General features: G+C 44.1%; 18 protein-coding genes. 5 read left to right on the top strand and 13 right to left on the bottom strand.

Annotated features, from left to right (window positions below; translation table 11 throughout):
- Positions 1-45 precede the first annotated feature (45 nt).
- The 7 genes from Q0081_RS17085 to Q0081_RS17055 all read right to left on the bottom strand — a co-directional run bounded on the left by Q0081_RS17085 (position 46) and on the right by Q0081_RS17055 (position 6350).
- Positions 46-1509 (bottom strand): hypothetical protein, encoded by a 1464-nt coding sequence (locus tag Q0081_RS17085; protein ID WP_298355742.1) that lies wholly within the window; start codon positions 1507-1509, stop codon positions 46-48.
- Positions 1479-2477: a carboxypeptidase-like regulatory domain-containing protein gene (locus Q0081_RS17080; RefSeq protein ID WP_298355740.1), complete on the bottom strand. Its 999-nt coding sequence runs from the start codon at positions 2475-2477 to the stop codon at positions 1479-1481. Before Q0081_RS17080 ends, Q0081_RS17085 begins: the two co-directional genes overlap by 31 nt.
- 52 nt (positions 2478-2529) lie before the next feature.
- Entirely contained in the window at positions 2530-2829 is a 300-nt protein-coding gene (locus Q0081_RS17075) for a hypothetical protein (RefSeq protein ID WP_298355737.1), read from the bottom strand.
- A gap of 239 nt (positions 2830-3068) precedes the next feature.
- On the bottom strand, positions 3069-4196 hold the full coding sequence (locus tag Q0081_RS17070) for a 7TM diverse intracellular signaling domain-containing protein (protein WP_298355734.1): 1128 nt from the start codon (positions 4194-4196) through the stop codon (positions 3069-3071).
- Positions 4197-4211: 15 nt separating this feature from the next.
- Positions 4212-4745, bottom strand: coding sequence for a 7TM-DISM domain-containing protein (locus tag Q0081_RS17065; protein WP_298355731.1), 534 nt, complete (start codon positions 4743-4745; stop codon positions 4212-4214).
- A gap of 188 nt (positions 4746-4933) precedes the next feature.
- Positions 4934-5917, bottom strand: coding sequence for a carboxylesterase (locus tag Q0081_RS17060; protein WP_298355728.1), 984 nt, complete (start codon positions 5915-5917; stop codon positions 4934-4936).
- Positions 5918-5930: 13 nt separating this feature from the next.
- On the bottom strand, positions 5931-6350 hold the full coding sequence (locus tag Q0081_RS17055) for a hypothetical protein (RefSeq protein ID WP_298355725.1): 420 nt from the start codon (positions 6348-6350) through the stop codon (positions 5931-5933).
- A gap of 365 nt (positions 6351-6715) precedes the next feature.
- Between Q0081_RS17055 and Q0081_RS17050 the strand changes: the two genes are divergently transcribed.
- The 4 genes from Q0081_RS17050 to Q0081_RS17035 all read left to right on the top strand — a co-directional run bounded on the left by Q0081_RS17050 (position 6716) and on the right by Q0081_RS17035 (position 13317).
- Complete coding sequence (locus Q0081_RS17050) at positions 6716-9574, top strand: glycoside hydrolase family 2 protein (RefSeq protein WP_298355722.1); 2859 nt, start codon at positions 6716-6718, stop codon at positions 9572-9574.
- Between the two features lie 290 nt (positions 9575-9864).
- Positions 9865-10731 (top strand): PHB depolymerase family esterase, encoded by an 867-nt coding sequence (locus Q0081_RS17045; protein ID WP_298355719.1) that lies wholly within the window; start codon positions 9865-9867, stop codon positions 10729-10731.
- 268 nt (positions 10732-10999) lie between these two features.
- Positions 11000-11920 (top strand): class I SAM-dependent methyltransferase, encoded by a 921-nt coding sequence (locus Q0081_RS17040; RefSeq protein WP_298355716.1) that lies wholly within the window; start codon positions 11000-11002, stop codon positions 11918-11920.
- Positions 11917-13317, top strand: a complete 1401-nt coding sequence (locus Q0081_RS17035; protein ID WP_298355714.1) for a sialate O-acetylesterase — start codon at positions 11917-11919, stop codon at positions 13315-13317. The genes Q0081_RS17040 and Q0081_RS17035 overlap by 4 nt, the downstream gene beginning before the upstream one ends.
- Before the next feature lie 85 nt (positions 13318-13402).
- Here the strand turns inward: Q0081_RS17035 and Q0081_RS17030 are convergent, their stop codons facing one another.
- From Q0081_RS17030 to Q0081_RS17010, 5 genes are all read right to left on the bottom strand, one after another.
- A complete protein-coding gene (locus Q0081_RS17030; protein WP_298355711.1) occupies positions 13403-15547 on the bottom strand; it encodes a S9 family peptidase in 2145 nt (714 codons plus the stop codon).
- Between the two features lie 58 nt (positions 15548-15605).
- Positions 15606-16736, bottom strand: coding sequence for a DUF4249 domain-containing protein (locus Q0081_RS17025; protein ID WP_298355708.1), 1131 nt, complete (start codon positions 16734-16736; stop codon positions 15606-15608).
- 5 nt (positions 16737-16741) lie between these two features.
- On the bottom strand, positions 16742-19177 hold the full coding sequence (locus Q0081_RS17020; RefSeq protein ID WP_298355705.1) for a carboxypeptidase-like regulatory domain-containing protein: 2436 nt from the start codon (positions 19175-19177) through the stop codon (positions 16742-16744).
- 129 nt (positions 19178-19306) lie between these two features.
- On the bottom strand, positions 19307-20650 hold the full coding sequence (locus Q0081_RS17015; protein WP_298355701.1) for an FAD-binding oxidoreductase: 1344 nt from the start codon (positions 20648-20650) through the stop codon (positions 19307-19309).
- 143 nt (positions 20651-20793) lie between these two features.
- The gene (locus Q0081_RS17010; protein ID WP_298355698.1) at positions 20794-21405 is read right to left on the bottom strand and encodes a TetR/AcrR family transcriptional regulator; all 612 of its coding nucleotides are present in this window, start codon (positions 21403-21405) and stop codon (positions 20794-20796) included.
- A gap of 179 nt (positions 21406-21584) precedes the next feature.
- Here Q0081_RS17010 and Q0081_RS17005 point away from each other — a divergent pair, with 179 nt between their 5' ends.
- Positions 21585-22766 carry an ATP-binding protein gene (locus Q0081_RS17005; protein WP_298355695.1) on the top strand — a complete coding sequence of 394 codons (1182 nt, stop codon included), beginning with the start codon at positions 21585-21587 and terminating at the stop codon, positions 22764-22766.
- Positions 22767-22928: 162 nt separating this feature from the next.
- Here Q0081_RS17005 and Q0081_RS17000 read toward each other — a convergent pair whose 3' ends face one another.
- On the bottom strand, positions 22929-23699 hold the full coding sequence (locus Q0081_RS17000; RefSeq protein ID WP_298355692.1) for a hypothetical protein: 771 nt from the start codon (positions 23697-23699) through the stop codon (positions 22929-22931).
- Between the last annotated feature and the right edge of the window lie 131 nt (positions 23700-23830).

Below are 23830 nucleotides of genomic sequence, written 5' to 3'. Positions count from 1 at the left end.
GAAATGTCGCCGGCGCGAAGCTTGAACTTCACGCCGGCAGTTCCCCTAAAAATCTATCCGATAAAAGAACACAGGCAAAAATCCGAGTTGATACTCCTGCTTAAAATACGGTGCCTGTGGTATATAACTCAAACTCAACTGATTCTTGGTTCCCAATACATTCACAATATCCACCGCAATGGTGTGCGTTAGGCGATTCCTGTTGATTTTATATTCGGTTTTGAGGTCAAAGCGTTTGTAAGGATTGAATTGCAGTGAATTGCGGGTAGCATCGGCATAAATAATATCCTGTGCCTGAAGGGATTGTGCGGCATCCACAGGGCCATACCAACGTCCACCGGTTGCTGTAAACTTCGCGCCAATGTTCAGGCTTTTGCGTTTGTTGAAAGTAAATTCTTTGGAAAACAGCGCATTGAAGGCGTACTTACCATTGAAATCCGAATTGCGCCAAATTTTGTCTGAACCTTGGTATTTAGCATCAAACACCGAGGCTGTGACTAAGAAATAATAACTGTTGCTGAAAAACTTCTCCAACGTTACTTCCGCACCATAATTGCGACCAATGCCGCCGTTTTGGAGGAGATTGGGAAATATCCGTGAAAAACCAGCTCCCGAGTTTACCAACGAAAACGACGATTTCTGTACTTCTACGGGAATATTGTATAGGTTTTGATAGTACGCTTCCACCAACAAACGCAAATTATCAGCCAACATCTTGCTGTATCCAGCCACAAAATGCCAACTTTTGGTAAAACCTACATTTTTGACAGGATACGGAACCGTATTCAGATTTTTCAAATTAGGGTGATAAAAATACAGATACGAAGGTAGCCCCTGGCTGTGCAATCCCGTGGCAAAAGTGAGTTTTTGACGATTAGGCAATTCCAACGCCAACCCTGCCCGAGGTTCAATCGGCGAATAACTGTTGGAATTAATGGAGCTATACAAACTGCTTAAACCGACGTTGAATAAAAGATTTTCGGTCAAATAATGCTTAAATTGAATATAAGGCTGCAAGACTGCATAGTTTTCATTATTGGCATTCCAGCGTGTATTCCAAGGCGTCCAACGTTTGGTAGTTACATCGAATACGCGTGCTTCATCAAACGCTGTAAAACTATACAAATCAAGGTTTATTCCTGCCTTCAATGTGCTTTTTACGCCCCACTTTTTATTGATATAGGTTGCCACTGAATACTTATTTTCGGTGAATTTATAATCTAACAACGGGCGAATGGAATCAATCACAAAACGTTTGCTCTCAATAAGCGGGTCGCCTTGGGCATTTTTACGCAAAAATAAAAAGTCGTGATTGGCATCCTGACTATTGGTTGAAACAGCGACCGTGGCTTTGAAGAATGTACTTTTATTGAGTGGTTTATTCAACGTAATCCCTCCGGTGGCCATGTTGGAAGAGAAATATTGATTGCGGTCGTTTTGACCAAAAATATTACGCTCGGAGGCTTCCTGTTCGCTGATCAAAATATCAATCGTGCTGGCTCCGCCCACTCCCCAAATGGCAACGTTCCCCCCTTTTTCAAAGGAAAATTAAACCGCGCAAAACCGTCGGCGTAAGTAGGCGTTGCTTGAGTACCAATGTCAATTCCCGCTTTTTTAAACAGCCATAGGTTCGCATAACGCCCGGTCACCAAATACGAAGCTTTGCTTTTTTTGGACAAGGGCCCTTCGGCCAAAAATTCCGTTCCCAAAAAGCCAAACTGCGCCGAAAGCTGGTGTTTTTCATCGTTGCCATTGCGGAGTTTCAAGTCAAAAACGCCGGCCGTTGTGTTACCAAATTCCGCAGGAAAAGCACCCGTAAAAAAATCGGAATTGGCTAAGTACTTATTGTTAATAATCCCGACCGGACCACCCGACGTACCCGAAATGGCAAAGTGGTTGGGATTGGGAATGTTTACTCCTTCCAATCGCCAAAGCACTCCTGAAGGAGAATTTCCGCGAATCACAATGTCGTTACGGGAATCATCCGCACCCTGAACACCCGCAAAATTGGACGCCATTCTGGCAGGTTCTCCCCTGCTTCCGGCGTATCTCCCCGTTTCTTCGACCGAAAACTGCCGGGCACTTACTAACGCCATTTCGTTGGCGGCTTCCCCGTTGCGTTTTACTTTTACCACCACCGTATTGAGCTCCGTTACCGACTCTTCCATTTCGAGATTCAGTACGGTTTCGCGTCCCGCTTCCACCACTATGTTGTTGAGTAAGATTTCTTTGTAACCTACCAACGTAAAACGCAAGGTTTGTCGCCCGACGGCTACTTGCGACAAGCGAAAATTGCCTTCCAAGTCGGTTACCGTTCCTACGGGTTGGGCTGCATTGTTGAGTAATAGTGCCGTTACTCCTATCAACGGAAATTTGGATTCTTTGTCCACTATTTTCCCCCGAACTGTTTGGGAGGGTTGGGCAAAAGCCGAAAAAGAAACCAATAAAAGGCAGATGTATAAAAATGAGGTTTTCATAAAAAGGTTTTGTATAAAAAGGTACCTATAGGACAAATTTGTACATGAAATTTTACAACAAAATCAAGGATATTGAAAATGTAAAGTGTTTCACCAACGCTGCCTGACTGTACAGTAATAAAATAATCTGTTGTTTCAGGGATGACTGACCTTTCGCCAAATCATCGTTTGGCAGCGGTTGATGAGAACTTGAAAAATTTTCCTCTAATTGAGATCTGAGTTCGCTATTCTCTTGGCGAAGCAACGTATTTCTCTTCCTCAAATTAGAATTTTCCAGTTCTAAGTGGGATTCCCTTATCAACAGGCTTTTGACAAGAATTTGTAGAGAGGATATTTCCGGTTCTAAGTTCATGGTTTTATGATTTATGTAGCTCAATAATTACAAAAGGATTAAAAGTTTTGCGAGCAGTGAGATGCCTTCTAATGACCTCATCACTTATTCCGACTTCTAATTCGATGTAAAACTACTACGGCTACTATCCACTAAGCAACCCAAAACTTACCTACGGCGAGGATGAGTTTATCTACGGCAGCTTCAACCTCATTTACAAGTACGGCTGACGCATAATAAGGAACAGAAAAACAGAAGGATTAGCTTTCGAGCCCCATTGCTCGTAGAAAATCAGGCTTAACGCGGCGAGCCACATCTACTTCGCTGCCATCTTCCATAAAAACAACTCCTCCTTCGCCCCGTACGTATTTGGTCACAAAATTGAGGTTGATGATGTGTGATTTATGAACTTTGAAGAAATTATCGTACTCTTTCAATTGCTGCTCAAAATCTGCCAACGACCGAGAAGCCACCATCTTTTGCCGATTGAAAAAATAGACATTGGCATAGCTGCCCATGGCTTCAACGCGAACAATGTCGGACACCGGAAAAAGCAAAACCCCTTCCAAAGTAGCAATCGGAATTTTCTTTACTTTCTCCCGCTCATCCCGCATCAGTTTCAGAAATCGTTGTAAATCTTCTCCGGCGGCAGTAGGCTGTTGTTCCAGTTTCTTTTCCAATACCTGATTCTGTTCGGCTATGAGTCGTTCATTTTCTGTAAGGCGTTGCATTGCTAATTCCTGTGCTTCTTTGCTTTCTACACGCAACATATTGATACGATCAATGAGCGCAAACGTCAACAGCGTTGACTGAAATAAAATCCCGATATGATAGCCGTAGTAAGTAATGATATGGTCAAAAGAAAGGATATTAAATAAGGTCAAAACGATGAGCAGTATTTCTAAAATGTAAAAACCCCACCCCAAAAGATAAAAACGGGCAGGACGAAAACCGCGCCGATACAGCCAAAATCCGACAATCAGATAGAACAAGAACGTAATTAAAACAACGATATTAAAAACCATTTCGGCTTTTTGAATCCCAATTAATTTTGCAAATACAACAAGCACTGCCAACGCTCCCAATCCCTGAAACAGACGATGCAACTGAGGTAATACATTTTTGATATTCAAAAAAGAAACTGAAAACCCAATACTCGTCAGAAGCGCGCATAATCGAATCAGGCTCGCATTGATTCCGTTGTTCATGTAAGGCATTTCACGCCAAAGAAAATCGAACAAATACCCTTCAAAACTCAGAAAAGTAAGGGTAGAAAAAACTACGTGCAGGGCGTAAAGTAAATACGTTCGCTCTTTTAAGGTAAAATACATAAAAAAGCTAAACAGGATAATCAACAACATAACCCCCATTACAAACGCATTGATCAACGTTTCCCGATATACTCAGTTCATGAGCGGCCTGATGGTGCCCAATTCAATTTGGGAGACCAACCCATTCATATCTTTCAGGCCGACATACAGGTATTTCGGGTGTTTTCCTAAGTTCAATACTACACTTAAGTTCAATACTACACTGTTGAGAGAAAAATAACGACGTTCAAAAGGGCGCAAAGCACCGGTTTCCATAAAATAGGTAGTGTCCTCACTTACCACATAGGCATCAATATAATCAATATCCTGCGCTAAAAACAGGGCGTAGATAACTTCATCGGTTCGATTTTGTATATCAAACTTGAACCATATACGTGAAGGTGAAAAACCGAGGTTGATAATTTTGTCGGGGATTTTCAAAAACTTTGTATCGGGAATTTGGGCAACCTCCAAATACGAAAGTTCGTTGGTGCTATCCACAAAGTACCCGGCATCTCCGCCGATTTCCGTCAATTGTTTAGGGTCCCAATAAACCAATTTTGAGGGTTGAGCCCGGCAACAATAGATACCTAAAAAAAACAAGAGTGTGGGCAGGGTAAACTTCATCTTTTAATAGGTTGGTAAGCAGCGAGGGGAATTTAACAAAGATGCGTGTTTTTAGGGCATTAATCAATACCAAAAAGGCAGTTTTTTTGACCGCTTGATAACTTTTTGACCCTAAAATGGTACATTCTGACATGCCTAACAGCATTTGCTTACCAATTATGATAGTGCGAGCCTCTCCGCTCATACTATCAGTGTTTACCAAGTACCTCTTTCAAAAAACTATCCGATTCGCGAAACACTCCTTCTAAATCTTTGGAGGTAAAATGCGAAGCAATGACGTGATCACCCGTATTGGGAAGCGCCACTTTTCTTTTTAAAGAAGCAGGCGTACCAAGTTCATCAAAAGCCTTCAGCATTTCTTCAACCGATACCACTTTGTCCTGGTTTTCTTCATCCTTGTAATAATAAGCCATAAAAACAGGCATTTTTATTTTGGCAAAAACCGCCGGCTGTACGATGGCATCCATGGTTTTTTGAAGCGTTAATACCCCGTTGGTATGGTAACGCGTCAGCCAATAATTAGCGCGGTCGGGAGAATATTGCGTAATATCACGGTGAGTTCCGCCAATTTGATATAAAAGTTGCTCGCCCCAAGGCCCTGTGGCCAATGACAGTCCATTGACTTTAAAACAGGGAGAATACAGCATCAGGGCTTTGATTTCGGGATGTTCTGATGCTAAATAAGTACTCAAAAGTGCTCCTGCCGAGCACCCGATTAAGATAACACTATCGCCCAAGGCTTCACCAACGGCCAATGCGTACTTGGCACTTTCCATAAAATTTTCGGGGGTCAATTTTTCAAACGCATTCGGGTCTTTTACGCCCGCATCGTAGAGGCGAGCCAAATACAGATTGCAGCCGTATTTTTTCGCCAATTGTTTATGAATGGGATCCCCCTCAGCCCACGTTGCTCCAAAACCGTGGATATAAACAATGCTGTATTTCGTCTTTTGTTTTTTAGCCGTATCTGCCCAAATGATTCGGGCTTCATTATCGGGTTTCAGGCCGTATTTGGCTTCGGAAGTTTGGATGTCCTTTTCCAGTTGAACCACATCCGAAGTAATCGTCGGGAGAGTGGGGTTAAACATAGCTTTGTCGGAACGGGGGCCCGCCAAATAAACGAAAACAAGCCCCACTATGGCAATGCCCGTCCATTTTAAATTTTTTTTCATTCGATTTCTTTGGTTATTTTACTTCTTCATAGTCATCAAACTCTTCTTCATCATCGTCTTCCCACTCTTCATCATCCTCCCAGTCATCGTCATCAAACAAACCGTCCAATGGCCCTATATAATCATAATTACCTTCTCCCACTGTTTTTTCCAATTGGGCTCTGATGGCTCTCACGTTGTCGTAAGGCCCAGGCGTCAACTTTGGCCTGCCATTGTCCCCAAATTCCAACTCTATTAATTCTACCCGTTCGTCGTCTTCTTCTAAAATGTACTGCGTGATTTGCCAATCTTTGTCCCAAGGTTTAAAACCTAAATCTTCAGCGTACCCAATAGCCCCGTAAATGATGTTATGTACCAACACATACGCAACAGGTTCATTATTTTGCATTGAAAACAGGTGTTCCACTTTTTCTTCATATTTTGCTTCCGTCACGTTAAATTGATAAGCTGTTTGTTTCAATCCAAGACAAAAAATATCTACTAAAAAAGAGCCCCAAGTAAATGGTACCTCCGGCGTGAATGCGTGATACCACAATAGAGGCTAATCCCGTATCTTGGTAGTCGGGATTTATCCAACATTCGTGGATTGGAAGTTTACGGGCGTTACCCTGTATAAGATAACTTTTGGGACTAAGTGAAGGCTGTACAACAGCCGTACTCTTCTTTTTCTTTTTGCTCATAATTGTTCTGAATTTTTGTAAAAGTAAAGAAACAGTCTTACCTGAACTTCGCCAAATTAATTTGATAGGTTAGTAAGTTCTTGTTATTTTTTGCTTTGACAACAAAAACTTTCCCACTATGCGTTTCTACTTAACGATTCCATTTTTCATTCTTACTTTATCAATTTTTGCCCAAACAGACATCCCTCTACCCGAACACCCTCGTCCCGATTGGCAACGCTCCAATTGGCTCAATCTCAACGGGGATTGGTCATTTCAGTTTGACAAAGAAGATGTAGGCTTAAAAAAAGGCTGGGCCAAAGGCACTCAAAAATTTCCTTTGACCATCAAAGTGCCCTTCCCGTGGGGCTCAAAGCTGTCGGGTGTGAAAGATGAGGCCGACATTGCCTGGTACCAACGCACCGTAACCGTTCCCAAAGAATGGAAAGGTCAACGCGTGTTTGTGGTCATTGGCGCAAGTGATTACAAAACTACCGTCTGGTTGGACGGCAAAGAATTGGGCAGTTTTGAAGGCGGCTACGTTCCCTTTGAATTTGAACTCTCTTCCCTCGGCTTAAAAGCCGGGGCTATGCAGAAATTGGTCATTCGCGTAGACGACAAACGGCGCGATTATGCACTGTACGGTAAACAGGGCTACGGCAATGCCCGTGGTATATGGCAAACCATTTACTTGGAAGCTCGCGCTAAAGATTACTTAGAAACGCTGCATTTTTCACCAGACATTGACAACAGTAAGGTAAAAGTGACGGCTACGTTGCCCCAACCTGCTTCACAGGACTTGGAACTTAAACTGAACATTGCAGGTCTGCGTCCCGGTAATGTTCCTACCCAAACCATCGCCAAAGGACAAACTCAATTGACGTTTGAGGCAGATATGCCCAATTTTAAGCTGTGGACGTTGGAGAATCCGTTTTTGTATGAAGTGGAGGCAAACCTCACCGCATCGGCGGACCGCCCCCAACCCCCTCTCCAAGTAGAGAGGCGGAGTAAAGCTTCCCCCCAAATGGGGGGATTGAGGGGGGCTGATGGGGTTAATACCTACTTCGGAATGCGTAAAATCTCGGTAGTGAATCTGCCAGAGACCAACTACCCCTACGTTGCGCTTAACAACCAACCGATTTACCTTCAGTTGACGCTCGACCAATCGTATCATCCCGACGGTTTTTATACGTTTCCGACGGATGAATTCATGAAAAATGAAATTAAGTTGGCCAAAGATATTGGACTGAACGGCATCCGGACCCACATCAAAATTGACGTACCGCGCAAGCTGTATTGGGCGGATAGACTCGGGCTTTTGGTGATGTCTGACTTGCCTAATTTCTGGGGGCAACCCAACGCCGAAGCGCGTGCTGAATCGGAACGTGTATTACCGCAACTCATTAAACGTGATTTCAATCACCCGGCCATTTTCTCTTGGATTATTTTCAATGAAACGTGGGGATTGCGGACCAAAGTAGAAGATAATGGTAAAAAAGTGAACAAATATTTGCCCGAAACCCAACAGTGGGTAGCAAGTATGTATCGCAAGGCCAAAGCCCTCGACCCTACCCGCTTGGTAGAAGACAATTCCATCTGCTGCGGTGCAGGCCATACCGAAACCGACATCAATTCTTGGCACGAGTATTTACCTGGTTATGGTTGGGAAGATTACCTCAAAAACCTAACTTCCAAGACTTTTGAAGGGTCTACTTTTAATTTTGAAAAAGGCTATGCCGCTGGCAAACAACCCAATATCAATTCGGAGTTTGGCAACGTATGGGGCTACGACGGAAGCGCAGGCGATGTGGACTGGACTTGGGATTATCACCGTTCGGTCAACGCATTCCGCAAATACCCGTTGGTGGCAGGTTGGCTTTATACCGAACACCACGACGTCATCAACGAATGGAACGGCTACTTTAAATTTGACCGTACCCAGAAATTTACGGGCTTAGAAGCCTTTGTTCAGGGCATGACACTCAAAGATTTACACGCCGATATTTACGTTACCACGGGCCAAGATATTTCTAAAAGCGTTCGTGCTACCGAAGTAGTACAAGTCCCGCTCACGATTTCTTCGATGACAGGCCGTACAGATTTGGGCAATGAACTAACCCTTAAAGTTGAGCTCAACGGTTGGGATGCCTTTGGTCAGGAAAAAAAATGGCACAGTTTTACCCAAAAAATTGCCTACAAACCCTGGATGCAGCAGGCGTTAGCACCCATTTACGTGATTATGCCTACTGAAAAATCAGTAGCGGTGTTGTCGTTGGTGCTTGAAGATGCCAAAGGCAATATCTTGAGCCGCAACTTCAATACGTATATCGTCGAAAAACCGCAAGCGAACGAAATGGTGACGGGTGGCGGGCAAAAACTTCGGCTGCTGACCATTGCCCCCAAGAATTTTAGCGATGCCAAATGGTCACAAAAACAGTGGAACGTTCTGGATGGCCTAAAGGTAAACGGAGCAGGCGCGGGTTATTTTGAATACAAAATCAAATGGCCTACCGACCTCAAAACCGACAACGTTGGCGGAGCATCGTTTATCATGGAAGCCTCGGCCAAGCAGTTGTTTGGCAAAGACCGCGACAACGCCGCCAAAATTGACGGCGACTACATGTTGGGGGGCGGCACCGCCGACAACAGCCGCAATCCGAACGCTTATCCCATGACCGATGAGTACAAATTCCCCAGTGACGTAGCTATCAGTTTCAACGGTATCGCGGCAGGAAAACTCAATCTGCCCGACGACCCTGCTGACCACCGTGGCGTATTGTCGTGGCATTATCAACCGCAAGACAAAAAGCTCCGCGAAGCCGGCAGTTATGGGTATCGCGTAGAAGTGAACGTGCCCGCCGAGGCCCTACAAAAAGCCATTCAAACGGGCGAATTAGTACTTCGTTTGGCGGTAGAAGGCAACGGCGGTTTGGCGATTTATGGCGAAAAATTCGGAATGTATCCTTTTGAACCTACGGTGATTGTGAAGGTAAAGTAGATAAAATATTGAGTTCTTTATGATTTTACTTGCAAAGTTTAACCTCATCCCTAACCCTTCTCCTTGCAGGAGAAGGGGATTTAAGACCCTCTCCAGAAAGGCCGCGACGGCGTACCGTGAGGGTAGGGTGAGGTTGAATTTCCAAAGTGCAAGTAACTTCATAATGAGCCTGATGTAACTATTTTTTCGTGTCGACGTAGGAGCAATATCATGGCCATAAGTACCTCCTACGTCGGCACGACAAAATTGCCAATATTATCTATTCATGTAAAACCCCTCATTTTCTCTATATGCGTAACATTTTGCTTGTATTCATAGCGGTAATTACTGCTTTTAGTGCCCAAGGCCAATTGGTGAGCGATTCGGTTCTGATTGAAGGGCATTACCGGACTTTTCATTTTCTGAAGCCTAACAAATCACAAGCATCTCTGCTGTTTGTGTTGCACGGTTCGGGAGGCAACGGACGCAAAATGCGTGCTGGTGCTCAGAAGCTTGAGGCCATTGCCCCCGTGGAAAACATTCTGATGGTGTATCCCGACGGTTATAAGAACTACTGGAACGAGTGCAGGAAAACGGCGCAATCGGCAGCCAATCTGGAAAACATCAACGAAAATGCCTTTTTTGGGCAGATGATTGGCTACTTTGAGCAAAAGTACACGATTGACCCCAAGAAAGTCTTTGCCGTAGGTACCTCTGGCGGTGGACACATGGCCTATAAATTGGCCCTAACCATGCCCGAAAAACTCCGAGCCATCACCGCCCTCATTGCCAACTTACCCGATACCAACAACATGGATTGCGCAGAAAAACGAATGGCAATTCCAGTCATGATCGTAAACGGAACAGCCGACCTTACCAACCCCTACGCAGGTGGCGAAGTAAAAACAAACGGCATCAGTTTGGGACTTGTTCGCTCCACCGACCGAACGTTTAAGTATTGGTCCGAATTGGCAGGTTACGAAGGCGCACCCAAAATGGAAGCCCTCCCCGACACCGACCCCACCGACGGACGTACCACTGAACGCTATACGTACAAAAAGCCCGGCAAACCCGAAGTGACATTATTGAAAGTGCTAAACGGTGAACATAACACCCCTCGCGATATTGATGTGTATTTGGAAGCCTGGGCGTTTTTTAAACGGCAGATGGCGGAGTAAATCACCCGCTTTTGTTATCACCGAAGAAGTCTAAAACCGCTTGGTTAGCGGTATGGAAAGAAGCTGGCTTTGCACTTACCGTGTTACAAACACTTTATCTATTTTGCGTTCGCAGTCTCCCTACGGAAGACAAGGAACAACTTGGGGGAACCCGAACATTAAATACACTAAGTTTCTGCGGGCAGCCCGCGCAGCAACTTTTAAAACGCTGCCTTAAATCAAGGCTTACAAGAAAAATCATACTTTTGTCCGGCAAAAAAATATAAAAATGAATTTTGAAAATGTAAGTCATCAATCCCACGGAGGATGGTTTGAAAAACAATATCCGGAAGCCGAGGAAAGAAATGAAATAATTGAGAAATGGTTGTCAGCCAAAAAACGCCATACAGTTGCCTATTGGCTTCATGAGCGCCTGTTTCAACTTGCGGCGCCATTGATAAAGGCAAATACCTCGCTGCTTACGGTGGGTGATGGCTATGGGTTTGACGCAGCTTACTTTCAGGACCAAGGGTGCCAGGTAACAGCTACTGATATTGCAGGCACTTTTTTGCCTTTACTCAAAGCCAGGAAACTCATCGGTGATTGCTCCGTTCAAAATGCGGAGAAAATGACTTTTGAAGACAATAGCTTTGATTATGTTTTTTGCAAAGAAGCCTATCATCATTTTCCGCGCCCTTACATGGCGGTCTATGAAATGGTAAGAGTGGCCAAAAACGGGGTCATATTAATTGAACCCCACGACCCTATATCCAGAATGCCGCTCATGCTCGGATTACGAAATATAGTAGATAGAATAAACCCCGGTATTTTACAAAAGTACTGGAAGAATAGGTATTCTTTTGAAGTGGTAGGGAATTACGTATTTAAATTATCGGAAAGAGAAATTGAAAAGTTAGCATTGGGAATTAACCTTCCCGCAGTGGCATTTAAGGGAATTAATAACAATTATTATTCTCTGAAAATACATAAAGAACTCAGTGAACAAACGACCGATAACTCCTCCTCCGTCTACAAGAAAATAAAGCGCAAAATGTTTTTTCACAATATATTAACTGGCCTGGGTTTAATGCCCTCTCAGGTGCTGTGCGCCGTTATTTTTAAAATAAAGCCCGATGATACGATTGTTCAAAATCTTAAAAAAGAGGGCTTTATCTATTACGATTTCCCAAGTAACCCTTATTTAAAATGAAAAAAATCTTCCTTCTTTTCCTTCTCTCCCCTCTTTTCGCCGTTGCCGATGTGTATTTGCCGGCTATTTTCAGCAGCAATATGGTCTTGCAGCAACAATCCAACGTCACGGTGTGGGGATGGGCGCAGCCGGGTGAAAAAGTAACGGTTTATGGAAGTTGGCAGAGCGGAACGGTTAATGTGGTGACCAACGAAAATGCCGTTTGGAAACTGAGCATTCCTACCCCAAAAGCAGGCGGCGGGCCGTATACCTTAACCATTCAGGGGAGAAATAAAATTGTGTTGGAAAATGTCCAAATCGGTGAAGTGTGGCTGTGTGCAGGGCAATCCAACATGGAATGGAGCGCAAGTCACGGCGTAAAAGACGCTCAAGCGGAATTACCTACGGCTTACAATGCCAACATTCGTTTCTTCAAAATGCCCAAACTCACCGCCGAAACACCCCAAACCGATGCCAAAGGCACGTGGGCTCTCTGCGATTCTGTAACGCTGAAGCGGTTCAGTGCGGTAGGATATTTTTTCGGCAAAAAACTCAATCAATCGCTCAACGTACCTATTGGCCTGATTGATGTGGCGTGGGGTGGTTCCTACATCGAATCCTGGATTCCCGAACACTTGGTCAATTTGTTTCCCAATACCCGTACCTCTGCTGAAACCATGATTCCGAGCAAAGGATGGCCCAAAGAGGCGGGCTATATTTACAACGGCATGGTGGCACCGCTTACGTCGTTCGCCATTGCAGGGGCGTTGTGGTATCAGGGCGAGTCCAACCGCCATTATCCTGCTGCCTATTACCAACTCATGCACATGATGGTGGATACGTGGCGGAGCGCGTGGCAAAAAGACTTTCCTTTTTACTACGTTCAAATCGCTCCTTTCAATTACCGCGATACCACCGATTTCAAAGCACCTGCCGTGCGCGAAATGCAAACCCGCGCCATGGACATTCCCAAATCAGGGATGGCAGTCATCACCGATTTGGTGGATGACCTCAACAACATTCACCCAGCCTACAAAAAAGAAGTGGGCAACCGTTTGGCTGGCTGGGCATTGGCAGAAAGTTACGGTCAGAAAATCGGCCATTACAAAAGTCCGCAGTATAAAGCTCTGCAAATAGAAGGCAACAAAGCCATTGTGACGTTTGATTATGCAGAAAGTGGTTTGGCCGCCAAAGGAGGCCCGCTGACGGAGTTTGAAGTAGCAGGCGCCGACCGTATCTTTTACAAAGCACAGGCCCGAATTGTGAAAAACAACGCCGTCGAAGTCACATCCGACAAAGTACCGCAACCCGTAGGCGTGCGTTTTGCCTTTCGGGATACGCCCGTTCCCAATTTATTCAACAAAGAAGGATTACCGGCCATCCCATTTCGGACGGATGACTGGAAATTAGGGCGTTAAAAGGTTGCTGGTGGAAAAACACTAACAACGGCAAAAAAAGCTTTGTCAAAGTTCTGAACTTTGACAAAGCTACGCAGCTAACCGGCTATTTCCCCATCCCCATTCGGCTCAAAATAAAGGCATAATTAAACGCTTCGTATTTCAGGTAATCAAACCGTCCCGTGGCACCGCCGTGTCCGGAGTCCATGTTGATTTTTAATAGGGTGATGTTTTGGTCAGTCTTTAACGTGCGAATCTTGGCTACCCACTTGGCTGGTTCATGAAAACCTACTTGAGAGTCGTTCAAACCGCCCGTAGCCAGAATGTTGGGATAGTTTGTTTTTTTGAGATTATCGTACGGCGAATACGTCATAATATAATCATAATCAGCCTTTACATTCGGATTTCCCCATTGCTCGTACTCCTGCGTGGTAAGCGGCAAAGTAGAATCCAGCATTGTATTGATGACATCCACAAAAGGCACTTCGGCCACCACGACCTTGAACAAGTCGGGGCGAAGGTTAGTAACGGCGCCCATGAGTAAACCGCCCGCACTGCCTCCGTTGATGGCCAATGTGGAGGAAGACGTGTATTTTTCGTTGATCAAATGCTCGGCACAGGCGATAAAGTCGGTGAAGGTGTTCATTTTCTTTTGGAGTTTGCCGTCGTCGTACCACTGTTCACCCAAATCAGAGCCGCCGCGTATCTGCGCAATGGCATAGACAAATCCCCGATTGACCAAGCTAAACACGTTGGCATTAAAACCTGCATCGGACGAATACCCATACGAACCGTATGAATACAGCAAACATGGATTGGTACCGTTTAAATTCATGCCTTTTTTGTACACAATTGCCATGGGCACTTTTACACCATCTTTAGCCGTTGCCCAAAGGCGTTTTACTTCATATTCGTCTGGATTAAAACCGCTTGGCACTTCCCGTTCCTTAAGCTTGGCGCTTTGGTTCGTTATCATGTCATAATCGTAGGTCGTAGTGGGGCGGTTGAGCGAGGTATACGAATAGCGAAACTTGGTGGAGTTAAAATCAGGAGTGCCATTCGGATAAGCGGTATAGACTGGCTCGGGAAAGTTAATCGCTTTGGTAGTACCCGTGGCCAATTCACGGACGTTCATGACGAGCAAACCGTTGATACGTTTGGTAATGACCATGTATTTTTCAAAAACATCAATGCCTTCTATCTTGGCTTTAGGGTCGTGGGCCACGATTTCCTTCCAAGTGGCGCGGTCCTGATACCCTGTTTTAGGGAGTTGATACACCTTTTGGTTCTTATTATTCACATCTTTCCACGTTAGATAAAATCCATTAGGATGGTCTTTTACGCTGTATTCTACATCTTTTTGGCGTGGCAAAAAAACGACAAACTTGGCATTGGGTTGGTCGGCCGGAATCATTCGCGTTTCGGAACTTGTAAAACTGGATGAGCCAATAGCAATCACTTTTTTGGTTTTACTAAGGCCTACGTAGCAATTGAACAATTCGTCTTTTTCTTCATACACCAATTCATCTTTTCCCGTACTACCCAACACATGCTTAAAAATTTTGTGAGAACGCAGAGCTTGATTAGGAACCCCGTAAAACACCGTTTTGTTGTCAGCCGCCCATGCCATGCTGCCCCCCATGCGGGCAATGGCATCAGGCAGGTCTTTGCCCGTGCGTAAGTCTTTGAATTTGAGTTCAAATTCAGCGTATGAGCCCGTGGTGTTGCTCACATACGCCGCGATGGTATTGTCATCGCTTACGTCATAGCCGCCCATAATGAAGGCGTTTTTTCCTTCAGCTAATTTATTTTCATCAAAAATGATTTCTTCGGTGGCCTCTAAACTCCCTTTTTTGCGGCATTGAATGCTGTATTGTTTTCCTTTTTCATCCCGAGAATAGTAGTAATAACCATTATCGTACGACGGCACCGATTGGTCTTCCTCTTTGATACGGCCTTTCATTTCCTCAAAAAGTGTTTTTTGAAGGTCTTTCGTGGCCGCCATGACGGTATCCGAATAGGCATTTTCGGCCTTCAAATAAGCAATTGTTTCAGGATTGGTTTTGTCTTTGAGCCAAAAATAATCATCCGTACGCGTGTAGCCGTGGTTGTTGAATACCTGAGTTTTTTTAACTGCTACGGGTGGCGCAGGATAGTCGGCCTGCGTCAACACCTTGGTTTGCTCAGGCGTAGTTTTGCACGCCGTGAGGGCAATCATTAGCACCAAAATGCTGTTTTTGAGTGTTTTCATGAAAAATTGAAGAGTTGAAGTTTTAACGGCAAGTTAGCAAATTACTTTCAAACAAAACTTACCAACCCCTCGGTTGTTTAGCCGTTCGAAAAGGGCTTTCCTGACATTTGACGCATTTGTTTACGTCGGTCCAAGGGGCATCATACAATTGGAGCGGGGGAGCAGTTACATTATTTCTGGGAATGCGTATGGGCTTATACACGATAGAAGAGGCACCAAAATACCCCAAAACTTGGTCTTCGGGATGACTGGTACAGGCTAAATTGCCGTTGACGGTAGCGGGCGGCAAGTCAAAAATCCCTCCTGAGTTATTGATTTGACTGTCAACGGCTTTCCAAAATTGATAGGCTTCTGCCGTCAGAGAATATTGTTCAAACAGAATAAAATAGCCCGAAACATCGTCATAGGGAATTTTTCCGAGCGGAACCCCGGTAATGGTCTTGCCGTTGGTAAGCCGGTCATTGGCCAGAATAATGCACCCATTACACGCTTCCACTTTCCAACACGACTCGCAACATTCACTGCGTTCACGAATAATGCCCCCTGGAAGAGTGGTAAACAAATAGTAACAATACGTCAATTTTTCGTAATGCGTCCATTTCCAACGGTAAAAATCATTGGGAGTTGCGGGGTCTTTGACATCAACAAAAACATTGAACTGACCGCGCAGACCGGGCGTAGTGGTTTGCTGATATTCAGTATAAACCGTTCCAAATTCAGCCACCGGTTTGAGGAGTTCGGGCTGTGACAGATACTTTTTCCCATCGGGAGTTTTGATGGAAATACTGTATCTTCTTCCTACCGTTCCCCGAATGCCGTTGGCAGCCGTCTCGTACAGTCCGTATCCGCGGTCTATGAGGGTTTCTTTCGTGCCTTTATCGTCGCTGAGTTCGACGGTTGCCCCGCCGATGGTTCTGACTGACGTTTGATTAGTATAAGGATAACTGTACTGAAGCCGAATCTGATACGGGCCGGGTTGGTCAGTGATGAGGCCATCTACCACTAATTTCGGCGTATTTTCAGTAATTTTCGGGTCAAATTTTGTGACGCATTGCCCCATCAAAAGCGTAATGAAGAGCGCCGACAAAGCAGCAGATATCCAACTTCGGCGTTGGGAAAGTCTCCTAACGGTTAACCGATAACGAATAAAAGATAACGGATAAAACAGATAACGAATAACGGAAAACATATCGCTTAATAAGTAAAGTTGTAGGTAATGGAGGGAATAAGCGTACCAAAAATAGACAGTTTATACGCGTTTACTTTGTTGTAAAACTGAAGAACGTTATCGTTTTTAGTTCTGAAAAAGATGGAATAGGCATTTTGGCGAGCATACAAATTATAGATCGAAAACGCCCAACCGCTCTGCCATTTTCGCTTCGCCGCAGGAATTGGGTCAACGGTAAGTCCAATGTCTAAACGATGATAATCGGGGATAGTGGCCTGATTGCGAACGGTATAGTTGGGCACGTAAATATTCCCCACAAAATACTTGTCCAACGGATACGTAATGGGACGCCCGGTACTATACACCCAATTCATCGACCAACTCGTACGGCGGCTAATGCGGTAATTAAGCACCACGTTGATGGTGTGGGGTTTGTTAAAATTGGCAGGAAAATAAACGCCGTTGCGGTATTTATCTTCGGGATAAGGGCTATTAACGAGGTATTCGGTTTGGGCAAAGGTGTAGCTAATCCAACCCGTCAGAAACCCTGAGTTTTTGCGAGCCAATAATTCCGCTCCGTAAGACCGCCCCGACCCTTGCAAAATGGCCGTTTCGGGGGCTTCGAGCAGGGTGAGGTTGGTGCCGTTTCGGTAGTCAGCTACGTTGGTGAGGCGTTTGTAGTACAGTTCCAAGGAAGTTTCGTAGGTGTCTTTTTGCCAGTTTTTAAAGATGCCGAGTGAAATTTGGTCGCCGATTTGAGGTTTCAAAAAAGCATCGCTGATTTTCCAACGGTCGGTAGGGAGCGCGGCGGTTGTATTGGAAATCAATTGCAGGTATTGGTACATTCGGTTGAAACTAAACTTCAACGAAGTGGTAGGCGTAAGATTTAACCTTGCCACCAAACGCGGTTCAAAACCGTTGTACGATTGGATAAATTTACCCGTTACGTAATCAGTACCTCCCGAAATAGTGGTTGGGTCGCGCGGGCTGTTGGTTTCGTATTGATTAACCCGATAAGGTCCCAGTGCGGCAAACCACGAATAACGCAAGCCGTACATAACGCTTAAACCTTTACTGACTTCAATTTCGTGGTTCCAATAGGCTGCCGCTTCAAGTCCTTGCTCACTTTGGAGTTTGAGCGGATTGATGTTGGAAGAGGCCAAGGTAGGTTGCAAATCGCCCGGCTGAATGTCGTAGCGAATACCGCTCAATCCCGCGTCAATTTTGTGCTTACCGGCTACGTAGCCTAAGTCCAACTTGATGTTTTTATAGACCAAACCCGATTTTAGTTCAAAGGCGTTGGCCGAGTCGGGATTGGTAATGGTGGGCGTGTAGCTGCTGTACACCGCAATGAGGTTGGCAAATAGTTTTTCCGAAAAAGCGTGGTTCCAACGGGCCGTCAGATTTCGGGTTTGCCAGTCAAACACGGACGAAGTAGCGTTCACTTCGGTACGGGCCAGCGAATCTCCCGCTATTTTGAACACATCTTTTCCTTGGTAAAAAGTCAGGTAAATCTGGTCTTTGGTCGAAGGTTTGATGGCGAGTTTGCTTGTAATATCGTAAAAATTGGCCCTTGTTCCCTTGAAAAAAGCCCCTTTGGCAAATCGAAAGAGATAATCAGAAAAAGAGGCGCGAGCGGCTACCAAAAGCGCTATTTTGTTTTTAACAATCGGACCGTCAAACAGTAAACGACTCGCTACCAGACCAATACCGCCCTGCATCGTCCATTTTTCGAGGTTAGGTTCTTTGATTTTAACGTCTATCACCGACGATACCCGCCCACCAAACTGCGCAGGAATACCGCCCCGATAAAACGTAACGTCTTTGAGAGCATCGGGATTAAAAACCGAGAAAAGCCCCATCAAATGCGATGAGTTATACACAGGCGCATCGTCAATCAAAATCAGATTTTGGTCAATCCCCCCTCCGCGAACGTTAATACCAGTCGCTCCTTCGCCCACGCTCGAAACCCCCGGCAAGAGTTGCAGGCTCCGCATTACGTCCACCTCGCCCAACACGGCAGGGATTTTTTTGATGCTTTTGATATTCAGCTTCGTAACCCCGATTTCTACTTTAGAAACGTTTTTCTCGGCAGTGGTCTCATTGATTTGAACTTCCTGAAGCAACAATGCATTTTCACGTAACAAGAATTCAGCCGTATTATCGTCTGGAACAATGATGGACGTTTCTTCCGTAAAATAGCCCAACAGTCGCGCTACCAGCGTGTATTTGCCTCGGACGAGCTCCAATCGAAAAGCTCCATCGGCTTTGGTAATGGTAGCAATTCGTTCAGGACCGCGGGCAATGATGCTCACCCCCGCAAACGGCGTGTTTTCGGGGTAATGCAGCACTCTCCCAGTGACTATGTATCGCGGCTTGGGTATATCCACATTTTGGCCCAAACCGGCAGTGCAAAAGAGGCTCACTAATAAAAATGCAAAATGAATGGCACGAATGGGCATAAATGTGTAAAAAGTAGGTAATAGAGATAATTGTCAAAATAAACCACACTAATTTTGACATTAAATATAGCAATTACCTCTATTTTACCCAATAAAGAAAAACTTTCAAGTCAGAATGATTTTATTTTTCTACACCTGTGGTCTGCTGTGCCACGCATTAAAAAGCTGGTCAGAATCTCTTATTGTGCGAATCTCATCCAGCTTTTTCAAATGGTCATTGGCTAAAAAAGAAGCAGTTCGGTTGTGCAAATTTTCATCCGCCAATTGAATCCCCGACGATAAATGGGATGTCCATTTCATCCAATCCGTCGCCCATTTTTCGTATTTGCGCCTATCAGCATGAGATGTCCAGCTACTAAACAACGAGATATAAATTTTGTCTTCCAACGAAAAAGCCATATCCTGCTTCCGTACACCGGGATGCCAGTTAAGCCATAGCATGTGCGAAGGGGCAGGAGGCAGATTTTTCGCCATTCCCTGCAAATAAGGTAACAGTTCATCGATGGTAGCCGAAGTCCACATGTTGTCAACCCCCCAGTACTGATTCTCGGGAAAATGCCCCATTACAAAACGATGCATTGCTTCCATACCGGTCGGCACGAAGGGAGTACGAACAAACGCTTTTTTCTTGATGGGGCTGTTGTGCATGAAGGCTTTAGCCTCCTCCAATTCCTCTTTTGAATCCGCAAAAATAGGGGCTGCGACTTCAATACCCATCCCAAAAAATTTCAACACGCTCCTGCTCATTAATAACTGAAACTCAACCGCTTTGGGCACTGATGGACCTACTTCATACGCCCATCGGTACACTTCCTCTAAATATTTTATATCATAGACGTGCGTAATGGAACCGCAGTACTCGGGTCGTTTGAACAATTTCAGATGAAAGCAGACCACGACGCCGAAAAAGCCGCTCCCTGCTCCTCGGGCTGCCCAAAACAAATCACTGTTTTCGGTCTCACTCGCATGGATATACGCTCCGTCGGCTGTGACGACATCTATCCCAATCACGTTTTCGCAAGCCAGTCCCAATTTGCGGCTGTTCCATCCGAAACCGCCCTGCAACAGATAACCCCCTAAGCATACACCCTTGCAATGGCTCGCCGGAAAGAATAAGTCTTGCCGGAAAAGCTCGTTCAGCCATTTACTTCCTATCACTCCCGGCCCTACTTTAGCCGTCATTGCCTCTTTGTTGATTTCGTAGGTGTTGAAACCCGACATATTGATCAAAATACTTCCCTCTCGCAAGTGATTGGCCGACCAACTGTGTCCTCCCGAACAGATACTGATGGTTTTCTCCGTTGATTTGGCGTAGCGAATGGTTTCAATAATATCCTCTGTATTCTGAGGCTTGACCATGAGAAACGGGCGTTTGCGCGGATCCACTTTGTTGAATAATGTGGCCATGATAGCTTCATTAAACCCTTTGTCATTTTTAGTAATGACGCTTCCTTTTACTTTTAACTCCTGCATTTTTAGAATGGTTTATGGTTGTTTAGGAAATTCTGAAAATAAGTTTGACAGTAGCTCAATGCGCATCCACAAAACTGTTTGACAAAATTGTTCATAATAAAGCAAAAGAATAGGGCCCCGAATTTGGCCCTGTTCTTTTGCTTTTAAGGGCGAATACCTTTCAACACAAAGGCTTTGATTTTTTCTTTTCGTTCTCTCAAAAACGTTTTCATAGCTTCGTCGTCGCGCTTTTCTTTCACTTTGATGTACGTCAACCCCAAGTAAGGAATCACGCACATGCCGTAAATATGGAGTATCAACTCTTCGCCTGTGATGTCTGCGTCTACTTCCCCCTTCTTTTTTGCTTCACCCAGAACTTTATCCAATTCAGCCGGAACATTATCATTTTGCGTAGTCGCAAAAAAAAGAGCCATCTGCGGCGATTCATTTAGTATATTGACGACAAAACTCGGCAATCCGGGCTTTTCTTCGCACATATCAGCCACAATATCAATGATGTTTTCAATCACTTCGTGCAACTCCAATGACTCTCCAAGTCGCTTTTTAGTATGACTCAGCACCGTGCTTACCGTATTCTTCAACACTTCCTGAAACAGAGCTTCTTTGGAGTTGAAATAGTAATGCAGCATCGTTCGGCTAATGCCGGCTTCTTCCGCAATCAAGGTCGTGCGTGTTCCTTTGAATCCGTTGCTGTGAAATACTTTTTCAGCTGCCGCCAGTATTTTTTCTTTGGTATCGTGGTCTATTTTTGGCATAAAGTCTTTTGCTCGACAAAATTGTTTATATAAAACTAATTAACCATAAATAGTGCATTATTTCTTTCCGACTTCACTAATCATACTACACTGCTATCAAGCCTAATCAGCATCCAATAAGTCAATTAATACATATAGTTTAACTATTTGTATTAATTTTGTACAAATAGTTAAACTATATGTACGAGCGTCATTTATTTGCAGCACTTAAAGAGCATTTGACTAAGCCACAGGCAACTGTTATAACAGGTCTAAGAAGAGTAGGAAAAACGACAGCCCTTAAGTATTTACTGGATACGGTTTCGCATTCAAATAAGCTATACCTTGATTTTGAAAAAATTGAGAATCGGGTATTGTTTTCCGAAAATAGTTATTCGGCTATCGAAAGCGGCTTACAAGCTTTAGGCTTGCATTTAAACATTCCCTGTGTTCTTGCATTGGATGAGATACAACTGGTACCTGCCTCTACGAGTGTTGTAAAATATCTCTACGATACCTATGGAATCAAATTTCTTCTTTCGGGTTCAAGTTCTTATTATATAAAAAACCATTTTACAGAAAGTCTGGCCGGTCGAAAACGAATTTTTGAATTATATCCTCTTGCTTTTGATGAATTCTTAGCATTTCAAGGATATGATTCTTTCGCTGTTTCTTCATTCAAATTACAAATGTATCAGCCATTTATCTATCTCAAATTCAAACAATCTTACGAAACATTTCTGCAATTTGGCGGGTTTCCCGAAGTAGTTATGGCAGAGACGCAGGAAGACAAAATTGCTTACCTCAAAGACATAATCAATGCCTATATAGAGTTAGACATCAAACTATTATCTGATTTTAAAGCCAGTAATGAGCTATATAAACTCATACAATTACTTGCCTCACGCGTGGGAAGTCGGCTTGATATCAGCAAACTGAGCAGTATTTCAGGAATAAACCGCCACAAACTTGCTGATTACTTAGAGTTGCTGGAATACACCTATTTCATTTATCGTATTCCCGCCTTTACAAAAAACAAAGACAAAGAAATATCATCACAAACCAAACTATATTTGGCAGATACGGGCTTATTACACCTTTTGGCACAAGTGAGCAGTGGGCAAGTGTTTGAAAATGCCATTGCCCAACAACTCAAAAATCTGGGGGAAGTCGCTTATTTTCAAAAAAAATCAGGGCAGGAAATTGACTTTATTTTAAATCAAAATACGGCTGTAGAAGTAAAAGAAACCCCATCTTACAGTGATTTAAAAACCCTTAACTATCGTGCAGATGATTTGAGCTTGGAGCATAGATGGCTCATAGGCCGAACTGCCACCGCTGCCGATTTTCGCGATTGGTATTGGGGAGGATCTATTTTTTAATCATTTCACACTACACGATTCAATCAACAAATATTCCGAAAGTCGGCTACTTTATCCTTGGCAGGTGGCCGCAACTGCCATCTTATTCATCAACCCCAGCGAAGTGGTACGGTGCAGACACCGACCATAGTGACAGATTCTGTTCGGGGCATTTCCCCGAAACTAAAAGTTCATGTGAAACTGTTCCAACAGGGCTTTTCCCATTTCAAGCATTTTAGCCCCTTTGGTAGCGATTTCAGCAGGCAACAGAGTGATAGCTGTCCAATCTTTCACATCTTTCGCTTTCTTGAAAAACAGTTTCAGCCTTGATGCTGATTCTTTTTGTTGAGGCAAGGTCTGAGCATTTTCTAAGGCTTGCAAGTCTTTCAATGCCTTCATGAAATTATCTTGCCATGCTCTATTGTCTCCCACAGCATCTTCCAATTCAACCAACAAATCTCTCAAGTCATCAATGGGAGCGCCTTGAAGATTGATGGTGTTGGTATTGGTGTTCGTGTTATTATTTTCGTTTTTGATGTCAATTTTAATGTCTGCCATGTTTTTATTCGTTTCTTGAGTTGTTTCTATGGTTTGCAGTAAATCTGAAATGCGATAATCATCGCCATCGGCATCTTGTACTGTTCCTTCTGATTTGGCCAATCGCTTCAAAATAGTACGATAAGATATGTAAGTATCTATTTTATTGGGTACGGGAATCATCTCTTCCATTTCTTCCCATACTACCTCAGAGAGTTCTTTTACTAACTTCTTAACAATAGCTCGAACAATAGACAGTAAAGATTGAGGCATCTTTCCCCCTATTTTTAACGTAATCTTCCGGGTATATTTTTCTACTTTAATCAGGGCTTTGAGCCCATTCTCGGAGTCATGCAGGCTTATTCCCGTTTCCCAGCGTTCTACTATCCAACCATAAGCAAACAATTCTGTTACCAAACTGAAAAATAAAGGTTACGACTCAGGTTCTGAGTCAAATTAGTTAAAATGGAAAAAAACGTTTAGCATTGCCCATTGACAGATAAAGAATACATACTGCAACTTGAATCAGCTATGGCTGCTCAAAACCA

It is taken from the genome of Runella sp. (genome assembly GCF_027484545.1).
Taxonomy (GTDB): Bacteria; Bacteroidota; Bacteroidia; order Cytophagales; family Spirosomataceae; genus Runella.
The sequence above is the reverse complement of the archived record's forward strand: the minus strand, read 5'-3'. Positions and strand labels throughout refer to the sequence as shown.